At 68.1% G+C, this 15,646-nt stretch carries 16 protein-coding genes; 9 read left to right on the top strand and 7 right to left on the bottom strand.

The window, feature by feature from the left end; all coding sequences use genetic code 11:
* The 4 genes from FLX08_RS41740 to FLX08_RS38780 all read right to left on the bottom strand — a co-directional run.
* Positions 1–233 (bottom strand): hypothetical protein (locus tag FLX08_RS41740; protein WP_208761952.1); only part of this gene is annotated, 233 nt, incomplete at its 3' end.
* 684 nt (positions 234–917) lie between these two features.
* On the bottom strand, positions 918–1,523 hold the full coding sequence (locus FLX08_RS38790) for a hypothetical protein (RefSeq protein ID WP_208761951.1): 606 nt from the start codon (positions 1,521–1,523) through the stop codon (positions 918–920).
* Positions 1,524–1,626: 103 nt separating this feature from the next.
* Entirely contained in the window at positions 1,627–2,385 is a 759-nt protein-coding gene (locus FLX08_RS38785) for a site-specific integrase (RefSeq protein WP_244313210.1), read from the bottom strand.
* A 709-nt stretch (positions 2,386–3,094) separates the two neighbouring features.
* Complete coding sequence (locus FLX08_RS38780; RefSeq protein ID WP_142625248.1) at positions 3,095–3,373, bottom strand: hypothetical protein; 279 nt, start codon at positions 3,371–3,373, stop codon at positions 3,095–3,097.
* Between the two features lie 112 nt (positions 3,374–3,485).
* Here FLX08_RS38780 and FLX08_RS38775 point away from each other — a divergent pair, with 112 nt between their 5' ends.
* Positions 3,486–3,737 (top strand): GntR family transcriptional regulator, encoded by a 252-nt coding sequence (locus FLX08_RS38775; protein WP_244313209.1) that lies wholly within the window; start codon positions 3,486–3,488, stop codon positions 3,735–3,737.
* A gap of 471 nt (positions 3,738–4,208) precedes the next feature.
* Here the strand turns inward: FLX08_RS38775 and FLX08_RS38770 are convergent, their stop codons facing one another.
* The gene (locus FLX08_RS38770) at positions 4,209–4,574 is read right to left on the bottom strand and encodes a RidA family protein (protein ID WP_142625247.1); all 366 of its coding nucleotides are present in this window, start codon (positions 4,572–4,574) and stop codon (positions 4,209–4,211) included.
* 18 nt (positions 4,575–4,592) lie between these two features.
* On the opposite strand from FLX08_RS38770, the gene FLX08_RS38765 reads away from it, so the two are divergent.
* The 4 genes from FLX08_RS38765 (at position 4,593) to FLX08_RS38750 (ending at position 8,423) form a co-directional block, all read left to right on the top strand.
* On the top strand, positions 4,593–4,970 hold the full coding sequence (locus tag FLX08_RS38765; RefSeq protein ID WP_244313208.1) for a winged helix-turn-helix transcriptional regulator: 378 nt from the start codon (positions 4,593–4,595) through the stop codon (positions 4,968–4,970).
* A gap of 261 nt (positions 4,971–5,231) precedes the next feature.
* Complete coding sequence (locus FLX08_RS38760) at positions 5,232–5,822, top strand: hypothetical protein (RefSeq protein ID WP_142625245.1); 591 nt, start codon at positions 5,232–5,234, stop codon at positions 5,820–5,822.
* Between the two features lie 836 nt (positions 5,823–6,658).
* Entirely contained in the window at positions 6,659–7,399 is a 741-nt protein-coding gene (locus tag FLX08_RS38755) for an AAA family ATPase (RefSeq protein ID WP_244313207.1), read from the top strand.
* A 100-nt stretch (positions 7,400–7,499) separates the two neighbouring features.
* Positions 7,500–8,423 carry a sensor histidine kinase gene (locus tag FLX08_RS38750; RefSeq protein WP_167530750.1) on the top strand — a complete coding sequence of 308 codons (924 nt, stop codon included), beginning with the start codon at positions 7,500–7,502 and terminating at the stop codon, positions 8,421–8,423.
* A gap of 4 nt (positions 8,424–8,427) precedes the next feature.
* On the opposite strand, the gene FLX08_RS38745 is transcribed toward FLX08_RS38750, so the two are convergent.
* Entirely contained in the window at positions 8,428–8,862 is a 435-nt protein-coding gene (locus FLX08_RS38745; protein WP_142625243.1) for a MerR family transcriptional regulator, read from the bottom strand.
* 55 nt (positions 8,863–8,917) lie between these two features.
* Here FLX08_RS38745 and FLX08_RS38740 point away from each other — a divergent pair, with 55 nt between their 5' ends.
* From FLX08_RS38740 to sigJ, 4 genes are all read left to right on the top strand, one after another.
* Positions 8,918–9,844: an oxidoreductase gene (locus FLX08_RS38740; protein WP_142625242.1), complete on the top strand. Its 927-nt coding sequence runs from the start codon at positions 8,918–8,920 to the stop codon at positions 9,842–9,844.
* A 151-nt stretch (positions 9,845–9,995) separates the two neighbouring features.
* Positions 9,996–10,262, top strand: a complete 267-nt coding sequence (locus FLX08_RS38735; protein WP_208761954.1) for a hypothetical protein — start codon at positions 9,996–9,998, stop codon at positions 10,260–10,262.
* A gap of 115 nt (positions 10,263–10,377) precedes the next feature.
* Entirely contained in the window at positions 10,378–11,256 is an 879-nt protein-coding gene (locus tag FLX08_RS38730) for an NAD(P)H-binding protein (protein WP_142625240.1), read from the top strand.
* Positions 11,257–11,281: 25 nt separating this feature from the next.
* The gene (gene sigJ, locus FLX08_RS38725) at positions 11,282–12,166 is read left to right on the top strand and encodes an RNA polymerase sigma factor SigJ (RefSeq protein WP_142625239.1); all 885 of its coding nucleotides are present in this window, start codon (positions 11,282–11,284) and stop codon (positions 12,164–12,166) included.
* A gap of 89 nt (positions 12,167–12,255) precedes the next feature.
* Here sigJ and FLX08_RS38720 read toward each other — a convergent pair whose 3' ends face one another.
* Positions 12,256–15,342: a LamG-like jellyroll fold domain-containing protein gene (locus tag FLX08_RS38720; protein ID WP_142625238.1), complete on the bottom strand. Its 3,087-nt coding sequence runs from the start codon at positions 15,340–15,342 to the stop codon at positions 12,256–12,258.
* Between the last annotated feature and the right edge of the window lie 304 nt (positions 15,343–15,646).

Raw genomic sequence — 15,646 nt, 5'->3', positions numbered from 1 at the left:
AGTTGCCGAGTTGTGCTTGTAGGTATCAAGGCGACGGCGCTCCGCGCCGCCGCACGGCCCGCCGCCCGCACGCCCGGCCGGGCGTGCGGCGTGGGCGCCGGTCCCGGCCGGCGGCGGGAACGCGGGCCGCCCGCCGCACGCAGCACGCGCCATACCAAGCCGCACCCGTCGACCAGGGACGCGCCGCCGCCGCACAGATGCAGCACGACGATCGCCATGCTGTGGCCGGCCATCGCACAGGGTTGGGGGCGATCGACGGCCCAGGGCTTCGTGCCTCAGCCCCGGTCCAGCGAGTGCCGGTGCTGGCCGCCGCTTTGGTCCACGCAGTAGACGAAACTCGCTCTACCTCACTCTCGCCGGAGATGCCAAACTCCTTATGTGCACGAAAAGACGCCAGAGTCCCAGCGATCGGAGCTCGGGTTCTTTCGGTCGATCCCACGCAGGTGGAATGACGACCAACTCATGCTCCACAGCCCCTTCTGGCTGAACCACGTCATGTTTCTCATCGCCCTCGCAATGTTCGGCGGACAGGTCTGGCTGGTGATCCGTGGCCCAAGCTCGGTTCACTGGATCGGCGACATAGCATGGTGGGCTCAGCGTGTTCTAGCACTCCCCTTCTTTGGATTCGTGGCATACGCCGAGGCCCGAGGACTGATCATGCGAGCAAGGCGATGGACATCACGTGCCGGTCAGCGTTAGCTAGGTTGCAGTTTGGGTTGCAGTTCAGGGTGATCCAGAGCCGTTCAGGATGGACCACTTATGCCCGCTGACCTGCATTGAACTGTCTGGAACCATGATCGTCCGAGCTTTTAATCCGTCGGCTCAGGGTTCGAGTCCCTGGCGCCCCACCTGCAAAAACAGCGCTACAAGCATGATCGTTAAGGGTTGTTGACGGCTACGGTTGACGGCAACGTCGGTCACATATTGGCGGCCACGTAGCGAAGGACCCCGTCAGCCGGCAACAGGTATCCCATCCAGCGCTCTTCGGGCGGGGTACCGTTCAGTTCACGCGCATCGACGGTGCCTGACGTCATGAAGCCGATCAAGCCGAGTCGGAACGGAACCTCCTGATAGACGCTGGTTCCGATGTCGGCCAGCCAGTCGTCGTACGTGCGCCGCCAACCGAAGACTGCCTCTCCGTCGACCTGATCGAAGAGGTAGCTTCCGAACCGCTCGTCAATGTGCTCGAGCGCGCCCACCGGTAGGCAGAAGTCGAGCCAGTCCGAGCCGCCTTCCTCACGAACAGCCGTGCACTCGCACACAACCCGATGACCGGTCGGAAGGGTGACCGTACCTAGCAGGAATCCGAGTTCGGCAAGTGATGGGACGGTGCAGGCGACCTCGTCCTGCTCCTCGGGCTCACGATCGCGATGGCCGTAGCAGCCCTCGATGGCGGCCGCTCGCCAGAGCGCCGACAGCGCCCCTTGAAGGCGTTCATCGCTGGTGTCGCCGATCTCGATGGCCAATTCGTACCATTCACCGGACCAGTTCTCACGGTCGGTGAACGATGTTGGGTTGTTCACGTTGAGGACTCCCGGCGAGGTGGTTGACATGACTTCGCCGCAACAGATCATCGCCTGCCATCCCCGGCATCGGCGGGCGGACCCTCGTTCACTCAAGCTCTCTCTAAGCGAGACCTCCCAGCGCCTTTTCCAGCTTGTCGAGTGCTGTCGCCTGGTGCTCGGGCAGCACGTGAGCGTAGGTGTTCATGGTCAGCACGATCGTGCTGTGACCGAGGATCTCCATGATGGTCCGGGTGTCCACGCCCTGTGCGAGCAGGATCGTGGCGCAGGTGTGTCGGAGGTCGTGAAGCCGTACCCGCCGGATGGCCGCCGCGTCGCACACGGCCCGGAAGTGCCGGTAGATGTTCTCCGGCTCGATGGCGGTCCCAATGTGCGTGGTGAAGACCAGGCCGTGCGGATTGTTCCACGCCGATCCGGCCGCCAGGCGCTCCGCGGCTTGCTCGGCCCTGTGCTCCTTGAGGACCTTCACCAGGTTCTCCGGAAGCCGGATCGTACGGCGAGAGCGCTGCGTCTTGAGCGGCACGAGCTTGAGCCCCTCGCCCTTCTGCCTCTGGAGTGCCTGCCGGACGCGGAGCACGCCGTTGTCCAGGTCGACGTCATCCCAGCGGAGCCCGAGCGCCTCGCCGCGCCGGAGGCCGACGCCCAGAGCCACCGCGTACACCGCGTAGAACCGGCCCTTGCGTGCCTGCCGGAGGAACTGCTTGGCCTCGTCGAGGGTGAGCGCCTGGATCTCCGGCCGCTCGACCGTGCCCAGTTGGACGTTCTTCGCGACATTGCGCAGCACCAGATCTTCGCGGACCGCCTGGGCGAGCGCGGCCCGGAGCAGAGCGTGAAGGTACTGGACCGTCCGGGACGACGGCACCTTGTTGCAGCACTTCCCGATCGCGCAGCATCGCTGCTGCTTCGCTGGATCCTTGTGCCGCTTCGGCCGTTTGGCGTCGTGACCCTGTAGACAGCACTGGCACGTCTTGGATGCCTTCACGAGCCATGTCCGGATGTGGTGATCACCGGGCACGAGCACGGGCCGTAGGTGGCGGGGACTGATCGCCTCGCCCACCGTCGCCCAGGCAGAGCCCAGCAGACCGGCTCCTACGGCGCAAGCTCGGCCGTGCGGGAAGGACAACCAGCGAGCACGGAAGGTCACCGGGAGCCAGGTACACGCGAGGCCGGGCTTGCTCCTCCGTCCCCGGCCCGCTGCCGCTTCGCAGTGGGACGACGGCGTACGAGGCGATCGCTAGCGAACTCGGCCCAGCAGGACCAAATGCCACCAGAGACGAGCCTCGCCAGACTGCCAGCCGCCCGCGTAGGAATGCTCGGGCGGTTCCGACTGCACAACCTTGTGAATCTGGTAGCTGCCGCCGCAGGAGATCAGCTCATAGAACACGGCCTCGCAATCGCAGGTGTAGTCCACGACTCGGTACCGCCCGCGAGGCTGTGAGACCCAGAGCAGCTTTTCCGGCTCAGGTACAGCAGTGCGGAGATGTGGCGAAAGACCTGGACAATCCGGCTCCTCCAATAGGTCCGCCGGAACCTGGACGAGGCCCCACAGCTTCGCGTTCATCTCGCGCCGCTCAGTGCGAGGTGTCCCAAGCGGCAGGGCACTGCGCTTCGCTGTTGGGCAGAGCGCCAGCCAGGGCGGCTTGCCGGCGAAGCTCCTCAGCCAGTTGCCCAACGTCATCGCCGTCGATGGTCTGGCACAGGCCGCGGTTGTAGTCCTCGTTCGTCAGGCGACCGTTGCGTGTGGCCCATAGGCGTCCCGCCGAGCTTCGCCAGATGCTCCAGCCGGGGAACGCCTCCCGCAGGCCGCTGACGGTCAGGGCAGGGACACTCGCCGCCTTCTCGCTGCTCACTTCGCTCTCCTCCCACAGGCCTATGAGCTGCATGGTAGGCAAAGAAAGCTATGGCACGCTATAGCGTGCTGTCCATCGCCACGGCGTGCAATGGCTTCCTACCGTTGCTCGCGTGGTGGAGTTCAAGGCCAATCAGCCCAGGTGGCGGCAGGTATACGAGATCATCAAGGCTCGTATCGCCTCCGGCGAGTACAAGCCTGGCGAGCGCATCCCATCACTCGTCGCCCTGATCGAAGAGTTCGGCATCGCGAACGCCACCGGCCAGAAGGTCATGCGGGCACTCAGGGCAGACGGCTTGATCCACACCGAGCCAGGCATGGGCAGCTTCGTCACAGCCCCGGAAGAGCACGACAAGCCCGAGTGACCAGGCCAGGAGGCGCGGGAGCTGACGGCAACCGTTGACGGCAACGGCGCCAGACACCTCCGGACGCGGCTGGACTCCCCCGGACACTTGACCCCAGATCAGAGGCCATGTGCCCAGGGCGTCGATCAGCTTTTAATCCGTCGGTTCAGGGTTCGAGTCCCTGGCGCCCCACCACTCTATGCCCCATCTGACCTGGGGTTTCTCGGTCGAGATGGACCTTGCGGCGAGCAGTTGATCTCGGTTGGCTGCTCGTTGTTCGCTCACGGGCACACACCGGCCACACGGTAGGTCGTTTAGACGCCCTCCGTCAGGCGTGGCCCCACAGAAGATCAACAGAAGATGAGAGCCGAAGACCTCCCGGGCTCTCTACGCCAGGCCATGGCAAGACACCCGTGAAAGACTGCTGCACACCCTCCATCGAGCGACCCCGCGCGGGCGGGGCCGGCCTGCCGGCGGCGGACGCCCCGCCGCTCAGTCGATGATCGCGGTGACCTCGGCCTCGACGAGGATTCCGGGCTCGAAGAGGATGTCGACCCCGATCAACGCAAGCGGCGGCGTGGCGAGGTCGAACTCGCGCGCGGCCTGCTCGATGCCCGCGTTGAACGCGTCGTACATCTCCCTCTTCCAGCCTGCGGCGTACCACGTGAAGCGGACGACGTCGTGGAACGTCGCCCCCGCCGCATCCAGCGCCCTGGCGACGTTGCGGTAGACCTGGGCGACCTGCCCGGCCAGGTCGCCAGGAGCCACCAGCTCGCCGTTCTCGTCCCAGGCCACCTGGCCCGCGAGGTGGACCTGCCTGCTTCCCGTCGCCACGGCGACGTGATGATAGATCGGCACTCGGACATGCCCGTCAGGGTGAGCAAAGGGCTCAGCAGCCTGTCCGACGAGGCGGACCTGAGGCGCGCCGACTCCCTCGCGCGGGAGATCTTCTCGGACGTCGCCAACAAGTGGGCGTTGCTGATCATCGAGGCTCTCGGTGAGCGCACCCTGCGTTTCAGTGAGCTGCGCAATGAGGTCGAGGGCATCAGCCACAAGATGCTCACCCAGAACCTGCGCATGCTGGAGCGCAACGGCCTGGCCGAGCGGAAGGTGCACCCGACGGTGCCGCCGCGGGTCGAATACACCCTCACCGAGCCTGGCCAGGCCCTGCGCGCCACGGTAGATCTGATCTGCGGCTGGACCCACGAGTACTTCGGTCACATCGAATCCGCCCGCCGCCGCTTCGACACATGACCGGATTGACCGGCCGGTTCGCGAGGCCGGTCTCCCGCCCCGCCGGTGCCGCGTCCACGGCGAAGTTGCTCTCTGCAAGCCGAAGGTCGTGGTGAGCTGGAACTGGTGGAGAGTCACTCTCGCTCGTCCGTCCCTCGCTCCCGGAGCAACGTCGCCGGTGTGTGCCAGGCGTCGTGGACCCTGACGTCCGTCTCCACCCTCGGCCATGGGGCCGGTTCAGGCGGCGGCGCGCCACGCCGCCGCCTCCACGACAATCATCTCGTGATTGATCACTACCGCGATCTCTTCAACAAGCAGCAGTGGTTTGAGGACGGACTCTGCTGGACCGTAGTGCAACCCCTCAACGACGAGATCACTGTAAGCGATCTCCTCTGGCGCCTGAACGGAGGCCGCGATCCCGAAGAGCGCATCATGGAGTATCCCGTAGAGGAGGCCGGCGAAGATTTCCTGCCCGTGCTCTTCGTCTACGAGGGGGAAGGAGTCTGGGGCTTCCTTGAGTTCTCCTACGGCTTCGCCACGCCCGACTACATCCTCCACGAACTCAGTAAAGAGGCACGGGTATGGATGACGACGTGGCACTTCAAAGCGGGGTACACGATCCTTTACGCGGCCGATGGCAAGATCAGGGCACGAATGCGCGACTTCGTCTTCGCCGATCACACCATCCATGAGGGCGACCCGACCATCCTTGCCGGATTCCGCACCATGCTCGACCGCCTCGGCCCAGAGGATTATCGCGGCAAGCGCAGCGCGGCATTCGCCTTCATCGAGGCATCCACCGGCATGGGCATCGAAGCCGAATGGCTTGATGTGGAAGATGCTCCTGTCATTATCCTCGACAACTGGAAATGAGGTATGAACTGTCCCGCTCGGCACCAGCGCTCACGAGCGCCAAACGACGCCTCTGTCAGGGTTCCGACCTGGGCGGCATCGGCCGAGAACGCGTACGGCAGCGTGCAGCAACGCCGCCGACGAGGCGTCTTATCCGTAGCCCCCCCGTTCAGCCCGGCGAGTCCTTGTCGTCGCCGCAGATGAGGCTCACCATGCTGATCGATTCGCCGATTTCACAACGATTTCGATCAGGCATCCGATAGCCATCGGCGACGCGGTGGCCAGCAGTAAGACATTAAGGGAACGTGCGAGTATGTGGCGGACTCCCGTCTGGGCCCGCCGCAAGCACCACACGATGACGGCGACGCCGGCCTGGCAGACGACAACCACCGGGAACCCCCATATCGGGATCGGCCAGCCGGGCGGCACAACGGCCAAGAGAGCCTCCCAGACAAATCGAGGTGGAGCGCCGAGGAACACCGCTATGACGAACCACCCCTGCCACACGGCCACCCATGTGAAGACGGCTAGAGCGAAGTAGCCCAGCAAACAGCAAATCCAGAGGGTTGATCGCTGAGTCGGCATATCGAAAGCCTGAGCCGCTGCCATCTCCGGATGGTCACTCGAAGATCACAAGACCTGCCGTCGATGCGGTTTTCGCTCGGATCTGCCACCCATGAGGGACGCGGCTTCCAGCAGGTCACCGGCTATAGGTCCTGGGATCCGGACGAGCGGCTGTGTAACCCTGAGAGCAACTGCCGGCCGAAACCCATCTCGTCGGAGGTCCCACCCGTCATGACCAGCTCCGGGCAGCAGCGCTCGCCCATGCTCGCGGCGTGGGCCTCGCGGAGTTGATTGTGCTGATCACCCGCCTGACCGTGCCGCCGCCTCATCCGAGGCAGTGGCCGTTCACCGTTCCCGCCGTGCGGCACCTCGCCACAGGGCTCGACATCACCGCGCCCGTGACGTTCCTCGTCGGGGAGAACGGCTCGGGGAAGTCCACGCTCGTCGAGGCCGTCGCCGACGTGTGCGGCATCAACGCCGAAGGAGGCAAGGCCGGCACCCGGTATGCCTCCCCCGGGGAGGCGACGCCCCTCGGCCGGCTGCTGCACGCCGAGTTCACCACGTCGGGGCTGCGCCTCGTCCGTGGCCCCCGTACGAGGCGGCGGGCGTTCTTCTTCCGCGCCGAGACGTTGTTCAACCTCGGCCAGAACGTGTCGGGCCTGCACGGGTTCTGGGAGGAGGACCTGACCGAGCAGTCGCACGGCGAGGGGTTCTTCACCGTGCTCGACCGCATGATCGCCGGGCCGGGCCTCTACCTGATGGACGAGCCGGAGGCGGCGCTGTCGTTCACCTCCTGCCTGCGTCTGGTCGCGTTGATGGACCGCGTCGCCCACGAGGGCGGGCAGATCATCTGCGCCACGCATTCGCCGGCCCTGGCCGGTCTCCCGGGCGCGCAGATCCTGGAGTTGGACGACGACGGGATCCACCGTGTCGCCTGGAAGGAGCTCCGGCTGGTGGACCATTGGCGGCGGTTCCTGGAGTCGCCCGATGCTTATCTGCGGCATGTGCTCGACCGCCGTACGGCACCGCCGTAGCGGGGATGAACCGCACATTGTCCCACTTCATGGCGGTTTGGTCGAGGTAAATGGCTGGTAGGGGGTAGGAAGCATAGGGATGCTTCCGGGGGAGCAGGTGATGGGCAGGTCGATCCTGCATATGCGGCTGGAGCGGGCAGGTCCACGGAGAGGCGCCAGTCCCCGCAGCCGATGGTGCGACTTCGTCGTGATGCTGGCCGCCGCGGCGGCGGGCCGGGTGCTCGTCCGCCGGCTGCTGCGACGCGTTCGCGCCATCTCCGGCGACCTCGCCGAGATCAACGTCAGCGACGAGCGCGCCCAGATCGCTCAGCAGCGTGACCCACAGGAGGTGACGCAGCTGGTCGACACCATCAACGCGAGTTTGGACATGCTGGATCGTGAGCGGCAGTTCGCCTCCAACATCGCTCACGAGATCCGGTCGCCGCTGGCCGGGATACGCGTCACGGTGGAAGAGGCGACCGCCAGTCCCGGCGAAGCCGACTATCCCCAGGTGCTGGAGGCGGTGCTCCGCGGCGTGGATCGACTGGAGGCGCTGGCCGGCGCGCTTCTTCTGGTCGCCCGTTCCCGCGCCGCACAGGCCGACTGGGAACGGGTCGACCTGTGCGAGCTGGTCAGGCAGGAGGTCGCGAACCGGAACGACCCCATCTCGATCGAGGTCATCTGCACTCCCGGTGTCGAGGTCACCGCCATGCGCACGCGGATCTGCCAGATCATCACCAACCTGCTGGACAACGCTCAGCACCACGCCACCCACCAGGTGCAGGTGCGCGTCGGCCGCAGCGACGGCAACGCGCGCCTGGCGGTGTCGGACGACGGCCCCGGCGTGCCGGAGCAGGACAGGGAACGCATCTTCGACCGCATGTACCGGCTCAAGACCATCAGCCGACGGGGCGGGCCCGGCACCGGCCTCGGCCTGTCCATCACCCGGGATATCGCGAAGGCCCACCACGGAGCCGTCTGGGTCGAGTCCTCCCCGCTCGGCGGCGCCTGCTTCGTCCTCCAGATGCCCGTTGCCGTTCCCTGAGCACTCAGGGAGCCGGGGTCACGGCGTCCGGCCTCGGCTGCTGCTGCCAGGGCTCTCCGGTGCCGTTGGCGGCGAGGTGCCGTTCGTATGCGTCCACTTTGCCGTCGATGAGGTCGAGACAGTCCTGCAGCCGGGCGAGTTGCGTGATGACGTGGCGCCGGTGCTCGCGCAGCACCTCGAGCCGTTCCGCTTCGTTGCCGGTGCCCTCGCGGACGAGCCGGGCCAGCCGGCTGATCGTCGCCAGCGGCATGCCGGAGGCCCGGAACTTCACGCAGTTGCCCAGCCATTCGACGTCCCAGGTGCTGTACACCCGCCGACCGGCCTCGTCGCGCCGCACCTCGCTCGCGAGCAGCCCCGCACGCTCGTACAGCCGCAGCGTGTGCACGCTCAACCCGGTGCGCCTGGCCACCTCGCCGATATGCACAACTTCAGCCCTCATCGGCTGATCGTAACCAGTTGACCTAGACCACGGTCTAGCACCTAGCGTCTGCGGCATGACCAGTGACACGACCAGCGGCACGGGCGTCACTGCCGGCGAGGTCCTCGACGGGGGCGACCTCGCCGGCAGGACGGCCGTTGTCACCGGCGGCTATTCCGGCCTGGGTCTCGCGGCCACCCGCGCGCTCGCCGACGCCGGCGCGCGAGTCGTCGTCCCGGCTCGCCGGCCCGAGTCGGCGCGCCAGGCACTCGCCGGCGTCCACGGGGTCGAGATCGACCGGCTCGACCTCGCCGATCTGGATTCCGTACGAGCCTTCGCCGGGCGGCTCCTGCGGCGGCAGGCCACCCTCGACATCCTGATCGCCAACGCCGGGATCATGGCCTGCCCCGAAACCCGGGTGGGGCCAGGATGGGAGGCACAGTTCGCCACCAACCATCTCGGCCACTACGCGCTGACGCAGCTGCTGTGGCCCGCCCTCACCGCCGCCGGTGCGGCCCGCGTCGTCTCGGTCTCCTCCGGGTACGGCACGGACTGGCGCATCCGGTGGGACGACCTTCAGTTCACCCGTGGCTACGACAAGTGGGCCGCGTACGCGCAGTCCAAGCTCGCGAACATCCTGTTCGCCCGCCACCTGGATCGGCTCGGGGAGCCGTACGGGGTCCGCGCCTTCTCGGTCAACCCCGGCTGGATCCTCACTCCGCTGCAGCGGCATCTCACGACCGAAGAGATGGTCGCCGCGGGCTGGATCGACGCTGACGGCGATCCGGTGCCCGGTCTGTTCAGGACACCCGAGCAGGGCGCGGCGACACTCGTCTGGGCGGCGACGTCGCGCGACCTCGACGGGCGCGGCGGCGACTACTGCGCCGACTGCCGCGTCACCGACGGCGGCCCTAAAGACGACAGCGGCCCGCGAGACGACGGCGAGGCAGCCCGCCTCTGGGCGCTCTCGGCCGACCTGACGGGCCTCGACCTCATCCCCTGAGCCCCGAGCCCAGCCGCGGCGGGGACGGCAGGCTGGATAATTCGGTCGCCCTTGCCCGGGTGATCGACCTAGTCTGGGCGTCACGGCCCAGGGAAAGACCTCCTTCGTCTGCTTGCCGTGCCGCGCCTCGTACAAGCAGCCGTTTCCGGGCATGGGCCTTGACGAGCGGCTCTGCCCACGATGCGCCCGGCCGCTCGTCCATGTCGGCTCCGCCTTCGCGGCGCCGCGCCACAGGGACACGGCGGCCTGGCGGACGCTCTCGGTGCTGCTGCACGCGGGTGTCCGCTTCCACAAGAGCTGTTGCGGAGGCCCCGGTTATCGCCCGCGCTCGCTTAGCGAGGTGCGCGCGCGGATGACGTACGCCCGGAGAACCGGAGAACCCTTCTCCACGGCTCTGGTGCTTCGCGAACTGCCGTGAATTCGGCTGCGATGTCACACTTCGCTCCCCGCCGATCCTCTTAGGAGGCGTGGCCGTTCCCGCACGCGCACAGCGAGCGGGACGGCGTCACCCACGTCGACAAGGAGCACTCGGCATGACCGTTCTCGTCACCGGAGCCACCGGCACCGTCGGCCGGCAGGTCGTCCAGCGGCTCGTCGCCGAAGGCGCCCGCGTGCGCGCCGTGAGCCGCTCCCCGCGCGACGCGGCCCTGCCGTACGGCGTGGAGGTCGTCCAGGGAGATCCGGCCCGGCCCGGCACGATGGCCGGCCACTTCACCGGCGTCGAGACGGTCTTCCTGCACCCGCGCACCTTCGGCGACTCGGCCGACCGGCTCCTCGCCCTGGCCGCCGAGCGGGGCGTACGCAGGGTGGTGGCCCTGTCGGCGATGAACATCGACGACCCGTTCGACCTGCAGCCGTCCCGATGGCGGGGCGACCGGAACAAGGAGTCCGAGGAGGCCGCCGTCGCCTGCGGCCTGGCCTGGACCAGCCTGCGTGCGAGCAGCTTCGCCGGCAACACCCTGCAGGCGTGGGGCGCGCAGATCCGGGCCGGAGACGTCGTGCGCTACGTGCACGCGGGCTTCCGGGAGTCCCTGCTCGACGAGCGCGATCTGGCCGACGTCGCGGCCCGCGCGCTGCTCACGGACGAGCTGCTCACCGGCGAACTGGCGGGCCGCCGGCTGGAGCTCACCGGGCCGGAGTCGCTGTCGCACGAGGAGACGGTGGCAGTGATCGGCGCCGCGCTCGGCAGGCCGCTGCGCTTCGAGGAGGTCCCGTCGCGGGCCGTCGCCGCGCACCTGATCGGCAACGGCCTGCCCGAGCCGTTCGTACGCACCCTGATGGCCCGCTATGACCACTACGCCGGCCACGAGCAGCATCCCGCGACGGCTGAGGTCGAGAAGGTCCTCGGCCGTCCGGCACGGACGTACTCCGAGTGGGTGACCGACCACGTCTCCGCCTTCCGGAACGGCTGAGCCTCCGACACCAAGGAGTCCCTTGATGCGTGAAAGTCGCCCGGCCGACGCCGCCGAGGTGTTCGCAGGCCACCGCGAGCTGCTGTTCTCCATCGTCTACAACATGCTCGGCACGGTCGGCGACACCGACGACGTGCTCCAGGAGACGTGGCTCGCGTGGGCGGCGTGCGATGTGGCCGGCATCGACAACCCCCGCGCCTACCTGGTGCGTGTCGCGGTCAACCAGGCCCTCGCCCATCAGAGCGCGTTACGCAGGCGCAGGGAGACCTATCTGGGCCCGTGGCTGCCCGAACCGCTGGTCACGGGTCCCGACGCCGCCGAGCCCGCCGTACGCGCCGAGTCGGTGTCGATCGCGCTGCTGGTGATCCTGGAGACGCTCACCCCGCTGGAGCGGGCCGTGTTCGTCCTGCACGAGGTGTTCGCCTACCAGCACACCGAGATCGCCGACATGCTCGACCGCAGCCCGGCCGCGATCCGGCAGCTCGCCCACCGGGCCCGCGAGCACGTGCAGGCGCGGCGTCCCCGCGCCCGGATCGACCGGCGTACGCACCGGGAGGTGACCGAGCGCTTTATTGAGGCGGCGTTCGGCGGCGACCTGCCCGCGCTGATGGAGATGCTCGCGCCCGACGTCGTCCTGTGGCCCGACGGCGGGGGCAAGTCGGCGGCGGGCGGGCCGCGTCCGATCCGTGGCCGCGACAAGGTCGCCCGCGTGGTCGTGGCCAACGCGCGCGGCGGCGTGGACGTCCGCTATCGCCAGGTCAACGGCGACCCCTCCGTGGTCATCTTCGAGGAGGACGCGCCCCTCGCGGTGATGGTGCTCGACCTCGAGGCGGGCGGGGAGCAGGTGCGCGACATCTACGTGGTCAGCAACCCCGACAAGCTCGGCACCGTCTCCGGCGATACCCCTTGACACGGCAGATCGACACGGCAGAGCGACACGGCAGAGCGACACGGCAGAGCGGGCCGGGCGCCCGGAGGACGCCCGGCCCGCAGCCGGTCTTAGCCGATACGCGTCCAGGGACCGTTCGGGTCGCCCGGCTTCTGGTTGCGGGTCCACCACTTCGCCTGGTAGACGACGCCCTGGTATTCCGCCCGGTCGCCGGCGACGAAGATCCGGGACGGGGTCCAGACGGCGGTGCCGTCCGGCGTGGCCACGATCTCCTGCCACGGGCCGTACGGGTCGCCGGGGGCCTGGTTCTTCGTCCACCATGAGGCACGCCAGACCGAGCCCTTGTAGGACACCTGGTCATCGGTGTCGTAGACCGAGGTCGCGGCCCACGCCGGCGGGTTGTCGATGATGATGGAGACGGTCTGCTCGGTGGTCAGCTCGTTCGTGCCGACCGCGTCGATCTTGAGCTGGTAGGTGCCGTTCGGATAGGCGGTGGTGTCGACGACGAGGTTGGGGTGGAGCCCGTCGTTGTGGCTGCCGGGTGCCTTGGTGTTGTCGGTCAGCCAGACGCCGCCGCGGTTGAGCTCGATGTAGGTGTAGGACACGCCGGACGCGGCGCCGCCGAGGTCGACGGTGAAGGTCGCCGTGCCGGAGACGGTCGCGCCGTCGGCCACCGAGACATTCGTGATCGCCAGGTAGGGCGTGAGGGTCCAGAAGTGGTCGGGGACGGCGGCGTCACCCGTCGCGGGCGCCGGGCTGGCGACGAGGGTCGCGTTGCGTCCGTTGCCCGACGAGTCGGCGACGGCCGTGCCCGCGCTCTCGTCGAACGTGTAGCGCAGGACGTCGCCCGTGCCGGCCTGCCCGGTCGCGAGGGCGGACACCTCGGACGCGGTCAGCGCGCGGCTGTAGACGTTGAAGTCGTCCACCGCGGCGGCCAGGTAGGGGTCTCCCCCGTACTGTGAGCGGCCGATCCAGTTCTGGGTGGTGGTGCCGAGGCTGGACGGGTGCAGGGTGAGATTGGCGTTGGTGCCTGCGACCTTGTCGTTGACGTAGAGGGTGCCGGTGGTGCCGGACACGGTCACCGTCACCAGCGACCAGGTGTTGAGCGGCAGGGTCGTGGTGGAGCTGATCAGCTGCTCTCCGCCGGCGCCGCTGGTCGTGATGGCGAACCGGAGCCCGGCGCCGTTGGTGAGCGTCAGGAACATGTAGTTCGACGCGCCGGTGCCGAAGTCGAACACGCGCGACCAAGTGGAGTTCTTCGTGGGGTTGACCCACGTCGAGACCGTGAAGTCGCCCGTGACGCCGCTCACCGCGCCGCGCGGCACGTTGACGTACTGGTTGGCGCCGGACAGGGCGACCGCCTTGCCGAGCTTGCCCGTCACCCGGGTGCCGCCGATGCCGGAGGACGTGACGGTCGTGTCACTCCACTGCACGACCTGGGCGCCCGGGTCCTTGCTCATGCCGTCGACGGCGAGCACCAGGCCCGTGTCGTAGTTCACGAGCTGGTTGTGGCCCTTCCCGTCGGGCACGACCTGCCAGAGCTGCGTGTTGCCGCCGGTGTCGGTCTCCACGACGGCGGACGCGCCGTTGCCGGACGCGGCGTCCTTCACCCCGAGCACCAGGCCGCTGGCCGCGTTGACCACCGTGTGGAGGCCGGAGCCGGTGGAGACCAGCTTCCACCGCTGCGTGGCGCCGCCCGCGACGGCGGCCTGGTTCACCAGGGTCCCGGCCGACGTGCCCGCGTCGTGGGTGTCGAGCGCGAGCCCGCTGTTGAGGTTGGTGATCCGATAGGTGCTCTCGAGGCCGGTCGCCTCGCCGTCGCCGCTGATCACCAGGTGGTAGGCGTCGGCGGAGCTCATCGCCACCGGCACCGTGATGGAGCCGTCGGTGACCTTGTAGACGGTGTCGGAGATGGTGATCGGGCCGGCGACGGGGTTGGTGCGCCCGTACGACGGGGTGTATTCGAGCTTCGCGTGGACGGTGTCGCCCGGGGTGTCGCCCGGGGTGTCGCCGAGGTCGAGCTTGTCCAGCCCGTCGACCTTGACGGCGGTGGCGCCGCTGCCGCCGCCGAAGACCACGCTGACCTGCTTCTTGTCGGCGGGCACGGCGGCGGCGCCGTCGAGGCCGGTCGTGGCGTTGGGCGGGGTGGTGGTGACCATGTCACCGCTCATGTCGGCGTACCACTTGTAGAGCCAGTAGGCGCCGTTCGGCTTCCCGCCGGTGCCGGTCAGCAGGTCGCCGAGCGCGCCGTAGCCGTTCCAGAACGCGAGCTCGGCGTCGTGGATGCCGTAACGCTCGAACTTCGCGATGTACCCCACCAGGGAGCCCGGGATGCCGACCTCGGAGGGCGCGGCGTACTCCTCGATCGAGATCGGGCGGGGGCTGATGCCGAGGTCCTTCATGATGGCGTCGACCTTGGCGAGGTCGGTCACGATCTTGCCCGAATTGATCAGCTCGTGCCAGGAGATGATGTCGGGCACCGTGTCGGTCTCGACCGCGTTCCGGAGGAAGTTCTCCATGTCGTTGATGTTGTCGGAGAAGCTCGGGCCCTGGATCGGCGTGTCCGGGTCGAGCGAGCGCACCTGGCGGAAGGTCTTGGTCCAGAAGTCCTCATAGGTGCCGTTGGACGCGAGCCAGGTGTTGTCCGACTCGTTCCACAGCTCCCACGCCGCCATGTTCGTCACTCCGGACGCCTGGACGGCCTTGACCTGCTGCTCCACGACGCCCGGCCAGGTGTCCCAGCTGAACTTGTACGGCCAGCCGGCGTAGTAGTCCGACAGGCGGTTGACGACCTTCGCGCCCGCTCTGGCCGCCTTGTCGGCGACCACCAGCACGTCGCCCTTGGCCTGCTGCTTGCCGCCCACGGCCATCTGGACGAACGTGTTCGGCTTGATGGCCTTGACCAGGTCGTCGGAGGGCGTCGCGTCGTCGGCGAGGCCGTACAGGGAGCCCGTCGCGACGTGCGTGACCGGGCGGAACGGCTGGTCGGCCTTCACCACCAGCGTTGCCGCGGGGGCCGGTGCAAGGGCAGGCGCCGTGGCTGGCGTGGGGGCCGCGGACGCGGGCGTGGCGGAGAGGGCGGCTCCGGTGGCCGCGGTCGCGAGCGCGGCCACCACGGCCGCCGCGCGGCTCAGGAACCGGCCGCGGCGCAGGTGCGGGGCTAACGCACTCCCCGGGGGAAATGCCGTTCGGGACATGGGTGAAACTCCTTTGTGTTGCGTGAACGCGGGGGCGTTCACCTTTCCGCGCGTCGTCTCATCGAGCCGGTGTTAGCGCTAACATTTCGGCCGAGCCGTGGACGACGTCGTTTGTGGGGGGTGCGGGTTCGTGGAGTGCGGGACGCTTCCTCAGTCCTTGACGGCGCCGGCGGTGACCCCGGCGGCGACGTAGCGCTGGGCGATGACGAGGAGCACGGTGGCCGGGATCGACGCGACGACCGCGGTGGCCATGATGGCGTTCCACTCCTGGTTGTTGTTGCCGATGTAGTGGTAGATGCCGAGT

Origin of the sequence: Microbispora hainanensis, from assembly GCF_006874475.1 — a bacterium.
Lineage (GTDB): Bacteria > Actinomycetota > Actinomycetes > Streptosporangiales > Streptosporangiaceae > Microbispora > Microbispora hainanensis.
This window is presented reverse-complemented; position numbering and strand designations above follow the sequence as displayed.